Consider the following 15958-nt stretch of genomic DNA (forward strand, 5'->3'; position numbering starts at 1 on the left):
CCTTTCCTTTGCCGCCCATATAGAGCCTTTGCAGCTGATTTTCGAGAGCGGAATCAAGGGCAGGAATAAATTCACATCAAACGGCTGTTGACTCTTCGGTCGAGCTCTGGAATCCATAAGAACATAATAGGAACATACGATAGATGGAGTGACGTCGTGGCACAGTCGGCCGTGGCGCGCGAGCGGCTTTTTGCGCTCCGCGAAACCATTGCAAAGCTTGAAGGAAAACCGGTGCCCGCATTGGCGGCGGCGGAAAACCAGGCTTTGGCCGATACCGTTCTCGACAAGCCGAGGAGCGAAGACGCCTTGCGCCTGCCGCTCGGAATCCCCGCTCTGGATGAAGCGCTCGACGGCGGCCTGCCGCTCGATGGCCTGACCGAAATCCGCACGACGCTGTTGCGCAATGCCGGCGCAAGCAGCGGCTTCGTTCTGGCGATAGCGGCCATGTTGCAGCGGCAGGAGGAGGACGGCGCTTACGCGCACCTGCCGATCCTCTGGATCGCCGACACGGTGGCGACGATGGAGGCGGGGCGGCCCTATGCCGTCGGCCTCAGCGATTTCGGCCTGAAGCCGCGGCTCTTCCTGCACGCCGCACCCAAAAAGCTGGAGGACGCGCTGTGGTTGGCGGAAACCGCCGTCGAAAGCGGCGTTTTCCCGGCCACCATTCTTGAGGTTCGCGGCAATCCCAGGCCCTTCGGCCTGACGGAAAGCCGTCGTCTCAACCTGCGGGCCAAGGCGTCGCGCCGCCCGCTTTTCCTGTTGCGGCAGGCAGCGGAGGAAGAGGCCAGCAGCGCCATCTTCCGCTTCCTTGCCGAACCCGCGCCATCTGCGGCGCGGCCCTTGCCTGATGGCTCGATGCTGGGCGGCAGCATCGGCAATCCGATCTTTCGCATCACCTTGGAGAAGAGCCGAAACCCGGCTCCCTTCTCCATTCTTCTGGAGTGGAACCCCCATGACCGCCGGTTTTTCCCTGTCCGCCCATCAGCCAACACTCGCTTTCCAGGCGAACGCTCAGCGCATTCTGGCACTGCATTTCCCGCATTTGCCGACCGATCGCATATCCAGGAAGAAGTGGGGTCTCGCCTGGCGTTTGCGCAATCGTCCTGAGACGCCGCCGATCGTCTGTTCCGGCCGCCACGCCAACACCATGCGGCTGACGGCGCTGGACGAGGCAGCCGAGGCGATCAACCTGAAAAAGAGCATGGGGGTCGCCGAAGCCCGCGCCATCCACCCGACGATCGAGGTAATCGAGGAGGATCCGGCCGCCGACCTGCGCTTTCTCGAAGGCATTGCCGACTGGTGCGACCGCTATACGCCTCTGGTGGCGCTCGACGGCAGGGATGGCCTGTTTCTCGATATCACCGGCTGCGCCCATCTCTTCGGTGGAGAAAAGGCGCTCCTCAAGGATATCCTGTCTAGGCTCTTTCAAATGGGCATCGACGTCCGGGGCGCCATCGCCTCCTCCCCGGGCCTCTCCTGGGCGGTCAGCCGCTTCGGCCAAGGGGGTGTAATCGACGCGGATGAGACGGAAAGGGTCGTGGCTCCCCTTCCTGTCGCTGCACTTCGCCTCTCGGACGACACGGTTGCAGGGCTCACCAAGATGGGCCTGAAATACATCGGCGACCTGATGGAAACCCCGCGCGCGCCGCTGACCCGCCGCTTCGGCGCAAGCGTGCTGTTGCGGCTTGATCAGGTTCTTGGAACGGACGAGGAGCCGATATCGCCACGCCTGCCCGTCGCCAGCCTCTCGGCCGAGCGCCGCTTGATGGAACCGGTCGCCGCGGAAGAGGAGATTCTAGCCGTGACCGACCAGATCGCCCATGCGCTGAAACCGTCGCTGGAGGCGCGCGGCGTCGGCGGCCGTGTTTTCGAACTCGTCCTGTTTCGCGTCGATGGCAAGGTCTTCCGCATCGCGGCCGGCACGACCAGGCCGCTGCGGGAACCAAGGCGCATCGCCGTCCTGTTCACCGAACGCCTGCAGGCCGTCCATGACGATCTCGATGCCGGTTACGGCTTCGAGATCCTGCGCCTCAATGTCCTGCGGCACGAAGCCTTCGATACGGCCCAGAGCGATTTCGAGGGACACCAGCAGAAGGATGCCTCACTGGCAGCCTTCGTCGATCGTGTTTCCGCGCGATTGGGATCGGATTGCCTGCAGACGTTCCAGTTGCGCGAAAGCCACCTGCCGGAAAGGGCCGTGATTTCGGTTCCCGCCATCGACGGCCTCACCGCAAAGATCCCGCCAGGCAATCCCGCCCCCTCACGCGGCGAGAGACCCGCGCGTCTGCTGGAAAGGGCGGAACCGATGGATGCCTTTGCCATCGAGGTGCCAGATGGCGCGCCGGCCAATTTTCACTGGCGCCGCATGCGCCACCGTATCGTCAAAAGCGAGGGGCCGGAACGGCTTGCCATGGAATGGTGGCTCGACGGCAAGGATACGCAGCCCCGCGACTATTTCCGCGTCGAGGATGATCAGGGCCACCGCTTCTGGATCTATCGCAAGGGTCTGTACGGCCAGGACGAGACGCAAAGCTGGTACATGCACGGGATGTTCGCATGACACAGGCTTTCTTCGAGATCGGCGCCAAGACCAATTTCTCCTTTCTGGAAGGGGCCTCCAAGCCTGAGGAAATGGTGCTGCAGGCCGCAGTCCTGGGGCTAGGCGGCATCGGCATCGCCGACCGCAACTCGGTCGCGGGCGTGGTGAGGGCGCACGCGCAGGCAACGGCGCTTCAGAAGAAATTCGAGCGGAAAGAAAAGGGCCTGCTGGAAAAGGGAGAGAACCCAGAAAACATCCTTGACCCGGTCCGTCTGCAACCCGGCGCCCGGTTGGTCTTTTCGGACGGAACACCCGATATTCTAGCCTATCCTCAAAATCGAAAGGGTTGGGCACATCTCTGCCGCATGTTGAGCGCCGGCAATCTGCGCGCAGAAAAGGGTAACTGCATCCTCACGGAATCGGACCTTATGGAATGGGGAGACCAGATGATGCTGGCGATCATCCCTGATCTTGTCGTTGCCGACGATCCCCTGCGCTGCGACACATTCGAAGCCTGCGTCGGTCGTCTCCGCGCCCGCTTCCGTGACAAGCTCTACATGACGATGACATCAACCTATGACGGTCGCGACAAGCGCGTCTTTGCGGTGATTTCGATCCTCGCTTCCAGAAACCGCGTGCCCCTTATCGCCTCCAACCAGCCGCTTTATCACGACACCGCCCGCCGCCCTCTGTCGGATATCGTCACATCGATAAGGGAGCACGTACCAATCCCGGAAGCCGGCTTTCTGCTGGCGCCGAATGCCGAACGCTATCTGAAGTATGGAGCCGAGATGGCGCGGCTTTTCAGGGAATATCCCGATGCGATCGCCAACACGGAGAAGTTCTTCTCCAGGCTGAGCTTTTGCCTGGACGAACTGAAACACAATTATCCCGATGAGAACGACGCGGGCGAAACATCTTACGAAACGCTGGAGCGCCTGACATGGGCGGGAGCGGCAAGGCGTTTTCCTGAAGGCATCAAGGAGAAGACCCGGGAGCAGATCGTCTACGAACTGGACCTCATAAAGCAGAAGCAATACGCGCCCTATTTCCTGACGGTCCACCGCATCATCATGCATGCCCGCTATGAGCTCAAGATCCTTTGCCAGGGCCGCGGCTCGGCCGCCAATTCGGTGATCTGTTACTGCCTTGAAGTCACGGAGGTTAACCCGGAAAAAAGCGTGCTGCTGTTCGACCGATTCATGTCGACGGACCGCGACGAACCACCCGATATCGACGTCGATTTCGAGCATGATCGGCGCGAGGAGGTCATCCAGCATATCTACAAGCGATACGGCAAGGAGCACGCTGGACTGACGGCGGCCGTCACCAGCTATCGCACCCGTTCCGCAGGCCGCGAGGTCGCAAAGGCATTCGGCTTGTCAGAAGATGTGCAATCGGCGATCGGCAGTCTGGTTTGGGGCTGGTCGGATGACAAGCTGTCTGAACGCGAAGCAAGGGCCGCCGGCCTCGACACCGGAAACCCCGTAACCAACCACGTCCTGCAATACGCATCCGAACTCTTGAGCTTTCCGCGCCACCTCACTCAGCATGTCGGCGGTTTCGTCATCACCCGCGATCGGCTCGATGAAGTCGTGCCTATCATGAACACGGCCATGCCGGACCGTTACATGATCGAGTGGGACAAGGACGATCTCGACAATCTGAAGATCCTCAAGGTCGACGTGTTGGCGCTCGGAATGCTGACCTGCTTGCGCAAGGCCTTCGATCTTCTGCTGCTGCACTACGACGTGAAGAAGACGCTGGCCGATCTCGGCAATGACACGCATGAGGACGAGAAGCCGGTCTACGACATGATGTGCCGGGCCGATACGCTGGGCGTCTTCCAGATCGAAAGCCGGGCGCAAATGAGCATGCTGCCGCGCCTTCGGCCGAGAAGATTTTACGACCTCGTTATAGAGGTCGCCATTGTCCGGCCAGGGCCTATCCAGGGTGACATGGTCCACCCCTATCTGAAGCGAAGGGAACAGGAAAAGCTAAATATTCCAATCGAATACCCCAGTGAAGAGTTGAAGGAGGTTCTGAAACGAACGCTTGGAGTACCGCTCTTTCAGGAGCAGGCCATGCAAATCGCCATCACGGCGGCCGGTTTCGAGCCTGCCGAGGCCGATCAACTGCGCCGTGCCATGGCAACGTTCAAGCGGACGGGCACCATCGGCAATTTCGAACAGCGCTTCATCGACGGAATGGTATCCAAGGAGTACCCTCGGGAATTCGCGCAACAGTGTTTCAACCAGATCAAGGGCTTCGGCGAATACGGCTTTCCGGAAAGCCACGCGGCCTCCTTCGCGCTGCTCGTCTACGCCTCCTCCTGGATGAAGGCCTATTATCCCGATATCTTCTGTGCGGCCATGCTGAACTCGCAGCCAATGGGCTTCTACGCGCCAGCGCAGCTGGTCCGCGACGCCAGGGAGCATGGCGTCGAAATCCGGCCGGTCGATATCAACAGTTCGGATTGGGACTGCCTGCTGGAAGACGGACGCTTCGACAATCGTCGGATTGATTTCCGCCACCGCGAGATGAGCGATGTCATCAAGGCCAACCACGCCGTCCGGCTCGGCTTTCGCCAGGTAAAGGGATTATCCGAGGACGCCATATGCGAGAAGCTGATGGCACACCGGGGATACGGCTACACCTCCATCCGCGATCTCTGGCTGCGCTCGGGCCTCGATAAATCCGATATCGAGCGGCTGGCGGATGCGGATGCCTTCAACAGCATTGGCCTGTCCCGGCGCGAGGCGCTATGGGCGGTCCGTGCGCTGGATGCGAAGAGTGCTGCCGAGCGCTTGCCGTTGTTCGATCAGGCATCTCATCTCGACCTGCAAGTCGAGCCGCAAGCCAGACTGCCTGAAATGCTGCCAGGCGAGCAGGTGGTCGAGGACTACCGGTATCTGTCGCTGTCGCTCAAGGCGCATCCTCTGTCCTTCCTGCGCGACGAGCTGCGTGGCATCGGCATCACCCGCAGCGTCGACCTGCTCAAGGTGGCGAACGGCCGGTGGGTGACGATCGCCGGCCTAGTTCTGGTGCGTCAGCGCCCGGGCTCGGCCAAGGGTGTGATCTTCATGACACTGGAGGATGAAACCGGCGTGGCCAATGCCATCGTCTGGCCGAAGACCTTCGAGAAATACCGTGCCATCGTCATGGGCGCCCGGCTCGTCAAGATACGCGGCAAGCTGCAGAGCCAGAGCGGGGTGATCCATACGGTTGTCGATCACATCGAGGACATGACGCACGCGCTGGGGCTGCTGCAGAAGGAGGCGAACCGCTTCGGCGTCTGCGATCGCTCGGACGAAGCGCGCCGCCCGACCGCCGATCCCCGGCAGAAGAAGCTCAACGAGACATTGGAGAAGGCGGTGATGGAAAAAAGAATAACCACGCAGGACAAGCGCGGGCGTGATGAAGCCACGGCCTCGGTCATGCCGAAGGGACGTAATTTTCATTGATTTTCAATATCGAGTCCGATCGGGCATCGTCGCAAGCGGAGAGCTATACGCTTCGATTGGATCGTAAACGAGCCGGAAGGCGGGCGAAGCGGGAGTGCCTGAATATGAATCTTTCTTGACAACGAGCGTCTTCTTTAGCAAAAAGACGATAGTCATTGTCATGTTTGGAATGAAGACGTGCTTGTCTGCAGTTGCAACTACATAACCGACACCGAAATCCGGGAGGTTATCAACAGCCTTCTCGATGAGGACTGTTGGCAGCTTATTGTCCCTGCGAAAGTCTACCACGCCATGGAAAAACGCGGCCGCTGCTGCGGCTGTTTCCCGAATGTGGTCGACATCATCATTCAGACGACCGAGGACTATCACGCCCGTCGGCACTCGACGGATGCCGAAATATTTGATTTCATGTCTCGCCTCAGAAACTTCCATGAAGAAAACAGGAGAGCGGACATTGAAAGGCGACAAAAAAGTCATCGAGCGGCTTAACGAGGCCCTCTTTTTGGAACTCGGTGCTGTCAACCAGTACTGGGTTCACTACCGACTCCTTGAAGATTGGGGTTACACCAAGCTCGCCAAGAAGGAGCGCGCTGAATCGATCGAAGAAATGCAGCATGCAGACAAACTCGTCGCACGCATCATCTTCCTCGAAGGCCACCCCAACCTGCAGACGCTTGCGCCGCTGCGCATCGGCCAGAACGTCAAGGAAGTCCTGGAAGCGGATCTCGCCGGCGAATACGACGCCCGCACCGCCTACAAGAAATCCCGCGATATCTGTCACGAGGCAGGCGACTACGTTTCCATGAAGCTCTTCGAAGAGCTCCTCATGGACGAAGAAGGCCACATCGACTTCCTCGAGACGCAGCTTGAGCTGCTCGGCAAGATCGGCGAAGCCAAGTATGGCCAGCTGAACGCCGACTCCGCCGACCAAGCCGAATAATCGAGCCCTGGACCCGGCCGCTCAGGCGGCCGGCATCCAATCACACAGCCGTCAATCAGGCGGCCGGCAACCCCGCGAGATGGCGGAACTCGCCGACCACCTGTTCGTACACGCCGCGCTTGAACGACACGATCAGCTCCGGCAACTCCGCCATCGGCTTCCAGTCCCACGCGTCGAATTCCGCGGAATGCCCACCCGGCGGTGGGTTGATGGCGATCTCGCTCTCATCGCCATCGAAGCGGAAGGCGAACCAGCGCTGCGTCTGCCCGCGAAACTTGCCCTTCAACCCGATACCGATCAGCTGCGGCGGCAGGTCGTAGTTGATCCAGTCCTTCGCCTCGGCAAGCAGCGTTACTGTCTTCATCCCCGTCTCTTCATAAAGCTCGCGATAAGCAGCTGTCAGCGGATCTTCGCCCTTGTCGATGCCACCCTGCGGCATCTGCCACAGCTGCGGCGAGCCGTCATATTCCGAATTTTCCGCCGGAATTCGGCGACCGGCCCAGACCAGCCCGGCGCGGTTGAGGATCATCACGCCGACGCAGGGGCGATAGGGCAGATCTTCGGCTTTAACGGTCGATTGGCTCATGGTTGTCTCTGCTAGGGTTTCTTCGGATCATTGGTCAGCGCGGCGATCCCGACGACCTCGATGCCGCGCATCGCCGCTTCTTCCGTCCACTTTGAAATGGCATCGATGCTCTCGTCAAATGCAGAGGCAACACCGATCGCCTGGCCGTTGCGCTTGGCCACGCGCTCGAGTTCGTCAAGCTTGTTGGTGATCGCGTTGAAATCCACCTGCCCGTCGAGCTGCACGTCGGCAAAGGCGTAGGGCGTCTCGGTGCCCTTCGCGATCGCGGCCGTCTTCGACTGCGCCGAGGTGCCGTCATCGAGAAACAGCAGCCCGCGCTTGCCGATATCGCGCATGACGGGCTCCAGCGCGTTCGCATCCGAGAGGAAACGGCCGCCCTGGTAGTTCAGCACACCGGTATAGTTGGTGATTTCGCCCATCGCTCGGTGCAGGCTCTCGATATTCTTGGCCACGCTTTTCGACGTCAGCAGCGTATCAGGGCCTGGATCGTTCGCCGGGTAATCGAATGGCTCTAGCGGCACCTGGATCAGGATTTCGTGACCGGACCGGCGCGCCTCCTGCATCCAGCGCTGCAGGCTGTTGCCGCTGGCGGCGAATGCAAGCGTCACCTCCTCGGGCAACTGCTGGATCGCCCGCTGCGTCCCCGTCTGGCTGAGACCAAGCCCGCTTACGACGATCGCGATCCGCGTTCCATGCGCGCCAGACCATGGCCGTGCATATTGATCCATCGGCCGGCGGCCATCGGGCCCGACGATCGGCAGCCGCCCGAATGACGACGCCTCGAGCAGGGCATCATTCGGCAGCGCGGCCATTCGCGGATCCTGCCCCACCTGCATGGCGTCGATCAGCACGGGGCCGTTTCCGTCGCGGGTCTTCGGGCTGTATTTGGTGACCACCGAGCCATCGCCCGTCGTCATCCGCTCGACATTGGCGCCGGAATTCGGCTCGCTGCGCGGCATGCCGTTGGGAGGCGCGGCATCGGGCGTGGCGACCTGTTGCGTGGTGTCGGTGGGGACGGCGGAGGCCTGTTCCTTGGCGGGCGGTGTCTCGCGCTTCAGGCCATCGCCGCGAAAGGCGGTATAGACCGAAAAGCCGCCGATCAGCACGAGGCAAAGCCCGGCAACCACCCGCCCCGTGCGCAAGACGCCAGGGCGCTTGCCGCCCGGCTTGCGGTTCTGTCCAAGAGGCGCGTGCAGATCGGTATTCATTCTTCGGCTGCTTCCATCATCAGGACAGCAAAAAGGCGTCAGGCCGGATACTCATCCGGCCTGACGCCTCATCTGATGGTTACTTGGCGCTGACGGCCTTTTCAGGGTTCGGCGGGAAAGACGGGTCCGTCTTCTTTCCGCGCAGAAGGTCGAGCGCGTAGTTGAGCTGCACGTCATCCTTCGGATCCGGTGGCACGTAGGCGACGGAGCCCGAGCCCTCGTCCGTCTCGCTCTGGCCCTTGATGTGGCCGCGCAGGGCGGATTCGCCCTCGGTCACCATCTTGCCCTTCAGATCATCCGGCAGCGGCTCTTCGACCTTGATGTCAGGCGTGATGCCGGTGCCCTGGATCGAGCGGCCCGACGGCGTGTAGTAGAGCGCCGTCGTCAGGCGAAGAGCACCGTTCTCGCCGAGCGGGATGATGGTCTGAACCGATCCCTTGCCGAAGGAGCGCGTGCCGAGAACCGTGGCGCGACGCAGATCCTGCAGGGCGCCGGCGACGATTTCCGAGGCCGAAGCCGAACCGCCGTTGATCAAAACGATCACAGGCTTTCCATCTGTCAGATCACCAGGGCCGGCATTGAAGCGGCGGGTTTCGTCCGGATTGCGGCCACGCGTGGAAACAACCTCGCCGCGCTGCAGAAGCGCATCCGACACCTGGATCGCCTGATCGAGCAGGCCGCCCGGATTGAGGCGCAGGTCGAGCACGTAGCCCTTAAGCTTGTCGGCCGGAACGGTCTTCTTGATCTTCTCGATCGCCTTTTCCATGTCCGGATACGTCTTCTCGGTGAACGAGATGATACGGAGATACCCGACATCATCCTCGACACGCGACTTGACCGCCTGCACGGCCACGACATCGCGAACGATCGTCAGCTCGATGGGCTTGTCGGCGCCCTTGCGGATCAGCGTCAGCTTGATCGGGGTGTTGATGGCACCGCGCATCTTCTCGACAGCGTCTTCGAGCTTCAGGCCACGGACGGACTGCCCGTCGATTTCCGAGATATAATCGCCGGCGAGAACACCTGCCTTGGCGGCCGGCGTATCGTCGATCGGCGTGATGACCTTGACCAGCTCGTCTTCCATCGTGACTTCGATGCCGAGACCGCCGAACTCGCCCTTGGTCTGGGTCTGCATGTCCGCCGCGTCCTTGGCGTTCATGTAGCTCGAATGCGGGTCAAGCGAAGAAAGCATGCCGTTGATGGCATTCTCGATCAGCTTGTCCTCGGCCGGCGGCGTCACATACTGGGCGCGAACACGCTCAAATACGTCACCGAAAACGGACAGTTCCTTGTAGGTGGACGCCCCCGCCGCTTCCGCGGGCACACCGGCGGAATAGATGACGCTCATGGCCGTCGCACCCATCAATGCGCCAACCAGAACAAGAGAAGCCCTACGAATCATTGCGTGCCTTTCCGGTGTCTTTGGCGGTCCACCATGGTCGGGAATCGACCGGCTTTCCGTCTTTTCGAAATTCAATGTAAAGCGTTGGTCGGTTTGTTTCCAGCGCCAATGCAGTCGCACTGGCCACTCTTTTCGCACCCATCACCGCAAGTGGTTCGCCGGCGAAAACAAACTTGCCCTGCCGCGCGTTCATGGTCTCCATTCCGGAGAGAACCAGGTGATATCCGTCGCCGGCATCGAGAATGATCATCTGCCCGTAGCTGCGAAACGCGCCGGCATAAACGATCAGACCATCCGCCGGTGCGGTGACCACCGTTTCCGGGTTGGTCGCCAGCGTCATACCCATCGCCTCATGGCCTGTTCCATCGGCATCGCCGAACTGGCGCAGGATATCGCCGGCAACGGGCAACTCCAGCTTGGCCTTCAATTCTCCGAACGGATATGCGGGCGCAATGCGGTTTTTATCGGGCACCCCGCTGTCGGCCAAAGCCTTGGCCTGCGCGCGCTGTTCATCCGTCAGCAGCCTGCGATTTTCCTCCGCCTGACGCGCCGCGGCGGTCGCCTGGCGAACGGATGAAATCTCGCTTTCCATCGATGCCACGAGGCTCTCCAGGCTCGTGGCCTTGCCCGCGAGCTCCTCGGAGCGCTGGCGCTCGGCATTGAGCTCGGCTGTATTGCTCCGGCTCAATTTCTCGTTCTCGGCGAGAAGCAGATCCATGCGCCGCTCTTCCTCGAGGCTGTTGGTCATCGTCGTCGTCAAGCCGGCCTTCTCGGCGGCACTTGCGGCCTGCAGAGAGGCCAGGCTGCCGAGATCGGCGGCGAGTTTATCCGTTTCCTTACGGATGCCGGGAACGACGGCACCGAGCAGGATGGCGCTGCGCACGGACGCAAGCGCATCATCAGGCGTCACCAGAAGCGCCGGCGGCGGGTTGCGGCCCATCCGCTGCAAAGCCGCGAGCACCTCGGCCAGCAATCCACGCCGCTCGTGCAGCGAGTGGCGAACCGCGTCTTCCTTCACGCCCAGATCGGCAAGCTTCTTCTCGCTCTCCAATATCTGCTTTTCCAGCGACTTGCGCCGCGCGGCGGAATCGATCAGCGCCTGGCGAACACTGCTGGTGCTCTTGTCCAGATCCTCGATGCTCTTCTGCAGTTCCGCGACCTTGCTCGAAGAGAGATTGATGGTCTTCGACAGCGCATCCAGTTCGCTGCGCGTCTGGTCACGCTTCTTTTCCAGTTCGACGGCCGGATCGGGCGCCGCAGCCGCAACGGGCGCGTTCGCCGCCTGTGCAGCGGCCGGCTGTGCAGCGGCCGGCTGCTCCTGCGCCAGAGCGGAAACCCACCCGGACACGCCGAGAACCGACGCGGCGAGGCCCGCCACGGCAACCGACAAGATCACATAGTTTCGCTTGGATGCAGGTGTCGGCATGCCGATCGGTAAATCCTCTTAAACCGCGCGAAGATTAAGCTGATTTGACCATCTTTGCCAGAAAGATTGAGGCCTGCCGCCCGATCGCGCAAGACACACCTGCGTGAATGATCGTGAGCGCTCAGACGCGATGGTAGGGATGGCCGGAGAGGATCGTCACGGCGCGATAAAGCTGCTCGGCGATCAACGTGCGAACGAGTTGATGCGGCCACGTCATCTTGCCCAGGCACAGCGTTGCGTCGGCGCGATCGTAGAGCGCCGGATCAAGTCCATCGGCGCCGCCGATCGCGATCAACATCTCGCGCTTTCCCTGATCGCGGTAATTGCCGAGAAGAGTGGCGAAGCCTTCGCTGTCGAGCGCCTTGCCGCGCTCATCGAGAAGAATGAGGATGCTGCCATCCGCCAGCGACTTCTGAAGCATGCCTGCTTCCTCGCGCTTGCGCGTATCGGCATTGGACGCGCGACTTTCGGCGACTTCGACAACGCGGGAGAATTCAAGGCCGATGGCGGGACCAGCCTTCGCGAAGCGGTCGAAATAACGCGCCGCAAGATCCTTCTCCGGGCCGGATTTGAGCCGCCCCACGGCAAAAAGACCAACGCGCATGTATCCGCTCCTGCTATCAGGCTTTTCGCGGCTCAAAGCTGCCGCAGGCCGGGGCTAAAGCACCGCCGGCCCAATCACAGCCATCTATCAGGCGCCGGACGCAGCGTCCAGACAGCCCGCCAGCCGCAGTATCAGTGCAGCGTCTCGTCCAGGTCGGGAGCCTGCCACATCTTTTCGATGTTGTAGAACTCGCGAATTTCGGGACGGAAGACATGCACGATAACATCGCCGGTATCGATAAGGATCCAATCGCCGGCATCCTGGCCTTCGACCCGGGCGGAGCCGAAGCCCTCGTCCTTGAGGTCGCTGAGCAGGTGGTCGGCAATCGCCATGACATGGCGGCTCGAGCGGCCCGAGACAACAACCATGAAGTCGCCGAGCGCCGATTTTCCGGCAATGTCGATGGAAACGATATCTTCAGCTTTGGAGTCCTCGAGGCTGACGAGGACGGTGTGCAGGGCGCGGGCAGCGGCATCAACGCCACGTTCCGGGCTCTTCGGGACAACGACTTTCGTGCTTCCCTTTGCGTGTACTGTTGTCAGTGCTTTCCCTTTCTCGGAATGACAAAGCATGCACATCACTGATTTGGCGAACCAAATCATGGTTAAGATAGGCACCGAACCATAAATGTTTCAAGACGCCCGCGATCACAAAGCATGAATGCCGGATTTGGCGCGGCAGCAACGGATGGCTCAGCCTCAAGTGCATCCTGCGGGGCTGTGTACAGTTGCTGTCGCCCTCAGTAAAGTGATGCTTCGTCCCAGTGCGAAGATTGCAAATGAAAAACCCTTTAGAAAACACGCTTGTCCCGGTCCTTCGCATCAGCTTCCCTCATGAGGATCGCCTTGGGCACGGTAAGATGGAATTGCTGGAGCACATCAGGGAGACCGGCTCGATCTCCGCCGGCGGCCGCGCGATGGACATGTCCTACCGGCGCGCCTGGTTGCTGGTCAGCGAAATGAACCGGATGTTCAAACATCCCGTCGTCGAATCGCAACGCGGCGGCCAGAAGGGCGGCGGCGCGGCGTTGACTGAATTCGGCGAGGAACTTCTGGCGCGCTTTCGGCAGATGGAGCAAACGATCCGGGTGACCCTGGCCGACGATCTCGCCTGGCTGGAAAGCAACCGTCTGATCGATGGCACCGAGCCGGCTGTCTAAGGCTCCAACGCAACTGTCTTGATAATTGCGAACACCGGCATGCCCTGACGCAGCGCCATGCGCTCCGCCGAGAAGCTGGTGATCCGCGACAGGATCGCATCGCCTCCGCAATCGACTGTGACGTCTACGGTCGCGTCGTCGGAAGGCGTCACCGCCAGGATCGTACCTTCAAGCACGTTGAGCGCACTGAGGCCGTTTGGCCGTTCGGTGGCGAGCATGACATCGCGCGAGGGAATACGAACACGCACCGCCTTGCCCGGCGCAAGACCGGCATCTGGCACACGTAGCCGCACGGTCGCCATCGCAACGGTGGCCAGGCGATGCCGTTCGTCCAAAGCCTCGACCCGCCCCTGCAACAAGGCACCCGCCTCGCGCCGATCAAGCGACGCCGCGGGCAGGCTGAGCACCTCGGTTGCCGCGCCCACGGCCTTCACCCGGCCGTCCTGCATGACGACGACCTGATCGGCAAGCCGCGCCACTTCCGCCACCGAATGGCTGACATAGACGATCGGAATATCCATCTCGTCGCGCAGACGCTCGAGGAAAGGCATCACCTCCGCCTTGCGCGCTTCGTCGAGCGCGGCAAGCGGCTCATCCATGAGAAGCAGGCGCGGTGAGGACAAGAGCGCGCGGCCGATCGCCACCCGCTGCTTCTCGCCGCCGGACAGATGCTCGGGACTGCGGCCAAGCAGCCTCTCGATATCGAGCAAGCCGACGATCCGCTCGAAACTCTCCCGTGGCGCCCCCTTCGGCGCGAACCAGCGACCATAGGTCAGGTTCTGGCGCACCGTCAGATGCGGGAAGAGTCGTGCTTCCTGGAACACATAGCCGAACCTCCGGCGATGCTTGGCGACGAAAATGCGCTTGGCGGTATCCGTCAGTATCTCGCCGTCGAGGCTGATCCGCCCCTCGTCGGGCCGCGTCAGGCCGGCGATCATCCGGATCATCGAGGTCTTTCCCGAGCCCGAACGGCCGAACAGCGCGGTAATCCCGCGCTCCGACGTGAACCCCGCCTCGAGCGAGAACGCGTCAAACCGATGCTTTGCCTGAACAACGAGCGTCATTGCGGATCGATTCTCCGCCCGATGAGACGTGACAGAAATTCGGATGCGAGCAACGCAGCCATGGAAATAACCACGGCCACCAAAGTCAGCCGCAACGCGCCTGCATCCCCGCCCGGCACCTGCGTGAAGGAATAGATCGCAGCCGATAGCGTCTGCGTCTCGCCGGGAATATTGGAAACGAAGGTGATCGTCGCGCCGAACTCGCCCATCGCCTTGGCAAACGCGAGGATCATGCCGGCGATGATACCGGGCAAGGTGAGGGGCAGCGTCACCGTCAGGAAGACCCAGAACGGGCTGGCGCCGAGCGTGCCGGCGGCTTCCTCAAGCTTGCGGTCGATCGCCTCAATCGAGAGCCTGATGCTGCGCACCATCAGCGGAAAGGCCATCACCGCGCAGGCAAGCGCCGCTCCCGTCCAGCGGAAGGAAAAGACGATACCGAAATACTGATCGAGAAAGGCTCCGATCACCCCGCGCCGGCCAAACAGCACAAGCAGGATGAAACCGGTAACGACGGGCGGCAGGATGAGCGGCAAATGCACGATGCCGTTGAGAACGGATTTGCCCCAGAAGCGCCCGCGGGCGAGGAGTAGCGCGACGCCGATGCCGAAGGGCAGGCTTGCCAGCATCGCGACGATCGACACCCGCAGGCTGAGCATGATCGCCGTCCATTCGTCACTGCTCAGACCAAGTGCTTCCAAATGCGATGCTCCTGAAAAAACGAAGGCCCACCGTGGCGGGCCTTCAGATTACGAAGTTGCGTATAAAACCGCAATTATTTGAGGATGGTGAAGCCCTGTTCGGTGAAGAAGTGCGCAGCCTTCTCCGACTTCAGGAAGTCGAGATAGGCGGCGGTATCGGCATTCTTGCTCTCGGACAGGATCGCGATCGGATAGGTGATCGGCGGGTGCGAATCGGAAGGGAAGGTGCCGGCGACGGCAACGCCCGGATCGGCGTTCACGTCGGTCCGGTAGACGATGCCGAACGGCGCTTCGCCGCGCGAGACCAGCGCCAGCGCCGCGCGCACGCTTTCAGCGCCGGCGACCTTGCCTTCGACCGACGACCAGACGCCGAGCTTTTCAAGCGCCGCCTTGCCGTACTTGCCTGCAGGTACCGACTTGACTTCGCCCATCGCGAGCTTGCCGTCGCCGAGCAGGCCGGCCAGATCGAAGCCCTGCTTGATGTCGACAGGCTTGACCTTGTCCTTGGCGGCGACGAGCACGATGCTGTTGCCGAGCAGGTTGGAGCGGGTGTCCGCCTTGATCAGGTTCTTCTTGGCGAGATAGTCCATCCAGTCGAGGTCGGCCGAGATGAACACATCCGCCGGCGCGCCGCCTTCGATCTGCTTTGCCAAAGCGGAGCTCGCCGCATAGGAGACAACGGCTTCCTTGCCGCTTTCCTTGGCCCATTCGGCATTGGCCGCATCAAGCGCATTCTTCATGCTCGCGGCAGCGAATACCGTAACTTTTTCAGCGGCGAAGGCAGTGCCGGCGGTCGCACCAAGCCAGATCGCGGAGACCGCGACGGCTGCGAATTTCACCCATTGACGACGATTCTGCATATTGTTTC

At 61.4% G+C, this 15958-nt stretch carries 14 protein-coding genes and 1 pseudogene; 6 read left to right on the forward strand and 9 right to left on the reverse strand.

Features of this window, described 5'->3' with window-relative positions:
- The first annotated feature begins 156 nt into the window (after nucleotides 1–156).
- The 5 genes and pseudogenes from QTL96_RS30590 to bfr all read left to right on the forward strand — a co-directional run bounded on the left by QTL96_RS30590 (nucleotide 157) and on the right by bfr (nucleotide 6943).
- Nucleotides 157–1107: a hypothetical protein gene (locus tag QTL96_RS30590; protein ID WP_289730366.1), complete on the forward strand. Its 951-nt coding sequence runs from the start codon at nucleotides 157–159 to the stop codon at nucleotides 1105–1107.
- A gap of 40 nt (nucleotides 1108–1147) precedes the next feature.
- The gene (locus QTL96_RS30595) at nucleotides 1148–2560 is read left to right on the forward strand and encodes a DNA polymerase Y family protein (protein WP_354669164.1); all 1413 of its coding nucleotides are present in this window, start codon (nucleotides 1148–1150) and stop codon (nucleotides 2558–2560) included.
- Entirely contained in the window at nucleotides 2557–6003 is a 3447-nt protein-coding gene (locus QTL96_RS30600; protein WP_289730367.1) for an error-prone DNA polymerase, read from the forward strand. The genes QTL96_RS30595 and QTL96_RS30600 overlap by 4 nt, the downstream gene beginning before the upstream one ends.
- Nucleotides 6004–6097: 94 nt before the next feature.
- Nucleotides 6098–6492 (forward strand): annotated as a pseudogene (locus tag QTL96_RS30605) ((2Fe-2S)-binding protein).
- Nucleotides 6458–6943 carry a bacterioferritin gene (gene bfr / locus QTL96_RS30610; RefSeq protein WP_018901052.1) on the forward strand — a complete coding sequence of 162 codons (486 nt, stop codon included), beginning with the start codon at nucleotides 6458–6460 and terminating at the stop codon, nucleotides 6941–6943. Before QTL96_RS30605 ends, bfr begins: the two are co-directional and overlap by 35 nt.
- A 55-nt stretch (nucleotides 6944–6998) precedes the next feature.
- Here the strand turns inward: bfr and QTL96_RS30615 are convergent, their stop codons facing one another.
- From QTL96_RS30615 to rsfS, 6 genes are all read right to left on the reverse strand, one after another.
- Nucleotides 6999–7529: an RNA pyrophosphohydrolase gene (locus tag QTL96_RS30615; RefSeq protein ID WP_289730368.1), complete on the reverse strand. Its 531-nt coding sequence runs from the start codon at nucleotides 7527–7529 to the stop codon at nucleotides 6999–7001.
- Nucleotides 7530–7540: 11 nt separating this feature from the next.
- Complete coding sequence (locus QTL96_RS30620) at nucleotides 7541–8737, reverse strand: divergent polysaccharide deacetylase family protein (protein WP_289730369.1); 1197 nt, start codon at nucleotides 8735–8737, stop codon at nucleotides 7541–7543.
- 79 nt (nucleotides 8738–8816) lie between these two features.
- Complete coding sequence (locus QTL96_RS30625; protein ID WP_047509025.1) at nucleotides 8817–10139, reverse strand: S41 family peptidase; 1323 nt, start codon at nucleotides 10137–10139, stop codon at nucleotides 8817–8819.
- The gene (locus QTL96_RS30630) at nucleotides 10129–11565 is read right to left on the reverse strand and encodes a murein hydrolase activator EnvC (protein ID WP_289730370.1); all 1437 of its coding nucleotides are present in this window, start codon (nucleotides 11563–11565) and stop codon (nucleotides 10129–10131) included. The genes QTL96_RS30625 and QTL96_RS30630 overlap by 11 nt, the downstream gene beginning before the upstream one ends.
- A 121-nt stretch (nucleotides 11566–11686) precedes the next feature.
- Entirely contained in the window at nucleotides 11687–12169 is a 483-nt protein-coding gene (gene rlmH / locus QTL96_RS30635) for a 23S rRNA (pseudouridine(1915)-N(3))-methyltransferase RlmH (RefSeq protein WP_289730371.1), read from the reverse strand.
- 131 nt (nucleotides 12170–12300) lie between these two features.
- Nucleotides 12301–12741: a ribosome silencing factor gene (rsfS, locus tag QTL96_RS30640; RefSeq protein ID WP_037112036.1), complete on the reverse strand. Its 441-nt coding sequence runs from the start codon at nucleotides 12739–12741 to the stop codon at nucleotides 12301–12303.
- 206 nt (nucleotides 12742–12947) lie between these two features.
- Between rsfS and QTL96_RS30645 the strand changes: the two genes are divergently transcribed.
- Nucleotides 12948–13328 carry a winged helix-turn-helix domain-containing protein gene (locus tag QTL96_RS30645; protein WP_018901059.1) on the forward strand — a complete coding sequence of 127 codons (381 nt, stop codon included), beginning with the start codon at nucleotides 12948–12950 and terminating at the stop codon, nucleotides 13326–13328.
- On the opposite strand, the gene modC is transcribed toward QTL96_RS30645, so the two are convergent.
- The 3 genes from modC to modA form a co-directional block, all read right to left on the reverse strand.
- Nucleotides 13325–14392 carry a molybdenum ABC transporter ATP-binding protein gene (gene modC, locus QTL96_RS30650; protein ID WP_289730372.1) on the reverse strand — a complete coding sequence of 356 codons (1068 nt, stop codon included), beginning with the start codon at nucleotides 14390–14392 and terminating at the stop codon, nucleotides 13325–13327. The genes QTL96_RS30645 and modC overlap by 4 nt on opposite strands.
- Nucleotides 14389–15090 carry a molybdate ABC transporter permease subunit gene (gene modB, locus QTL96_RS30655; RefSeq protein ID WP_113197533.1) on the reverse strand — a complete coding sequence of 234 codons (702 nt, stop codon included), beginning with the start codon at nucleotides 15088–15090 and terminating at the stop codon, nucleotides 14389–14391. The genes modC and modB overlap by 4 nt, the downstream gene beginning before the upstream one ends.
- Before the next feature lie 74 nt (nucleotides 15091–15164).
- Complete coding sequence (gene modA, locus QTL96_RS30660) at nucleotides 15165–15950, reverse strand: molybdate ABC transporter substrate-binding protein (RefSeq protein ID WP_289730373.1); 786 nt, start codon at nucleotides 15948–15950, stop codon at nucleotides 15165–15167.
- Nucleotides 15951–15958: the final 8 nt, after the last annotated feature.

The sequence above is a fragment of the Rhizobium sp. S163 genome (assembly GCF_030380805.1).
GTDB lineage: Bacteria > Pseudomonadota > Alphaproteobacteria > Rhizobiales > Rhizobiaceae > Rhizobium.

Excerpts from the sequence above, each read along its gene's own strand:
- QTL96_RS30620 (WP_289730369.1), bottom strand. The coding sequence starts at position 8,737 with ATGAATACCGATCTGCACGCGCCTCTTGGACAGAACCGCAAGCCGGGC.
- rsfS (WP_037112036.1), bottom strand. The coding sequence starts at position 12,741 with ATGCTTTGTCATTCCGAGAAAGGGAAAGCACTGACAACAGTACACGCA.
- rlmH (WP_289730371.1), bottom strand. The coding sequence starts at position 12,169 with ATGCGCGTTGGTCTTTTTGCCGTGGGGCGGCTCAAATCCGGCCCGGAG.
- QTL96_RS30600 (WP_289730367.1), top strand. The coding sequence starts at position 2,557 with ATGACACAGGCTTTCTTCGAGATCGGCGCCAAGACCAATTTCTCCTTT.
- QTL96_RS30595 (WP_354669164.1), top strand. The coding sequence starts at position 1,148 with ATGCGGCTGACGGCGCTGGACGAGGCAGCCGAGGCGATCAACCTGAAA.
- modA (WP_289730373.1), bottom strand. The coding sequence starts at position 15,950 with ATGCAGAATCGTCGTCAATGGGTGAAATTCGCAGCCGTCGCGGTCTCC.
- modC (WP_289730372.1), bottom strand. The coding sequence starts at position 14,392 with ATGACGCTCGTTGTTCAGGCAAAGCATCGGTTTGACGCGTTCTCGCTC.
- QTL96_RS30615 (WP_289730368.1), bottom strand. The coding sequence starts at position 7,529 with ATGAGCCAATCGACCGTTAAAGCCGAAGATCTGCCCTATCGCCCCTGC.
- QTL96_RS30625 (WP_047509025.1), bottom strand. The coding sequence starts at position 10,139 with ATGATTCGTAGGGCTTCTCTTGTTCTGGTTGGCGCATTGATGGGTGCG.
- QTL96_RS30645 (WP_018901059.1), top strand. The coding sequence starts at position 12,948 with ATGAAAAACCCTTTAGAAAACACGCTTGTCCCGGTCCTTCGCATCAGC.
- QTL96_RS30630 (WP_289730370.1), bottom strand. The coding sequence starts at position 11,565 with ATGCCGACACCTGCATCCAAGCGAAACTATGTGATCTTGTCGGTTGCC.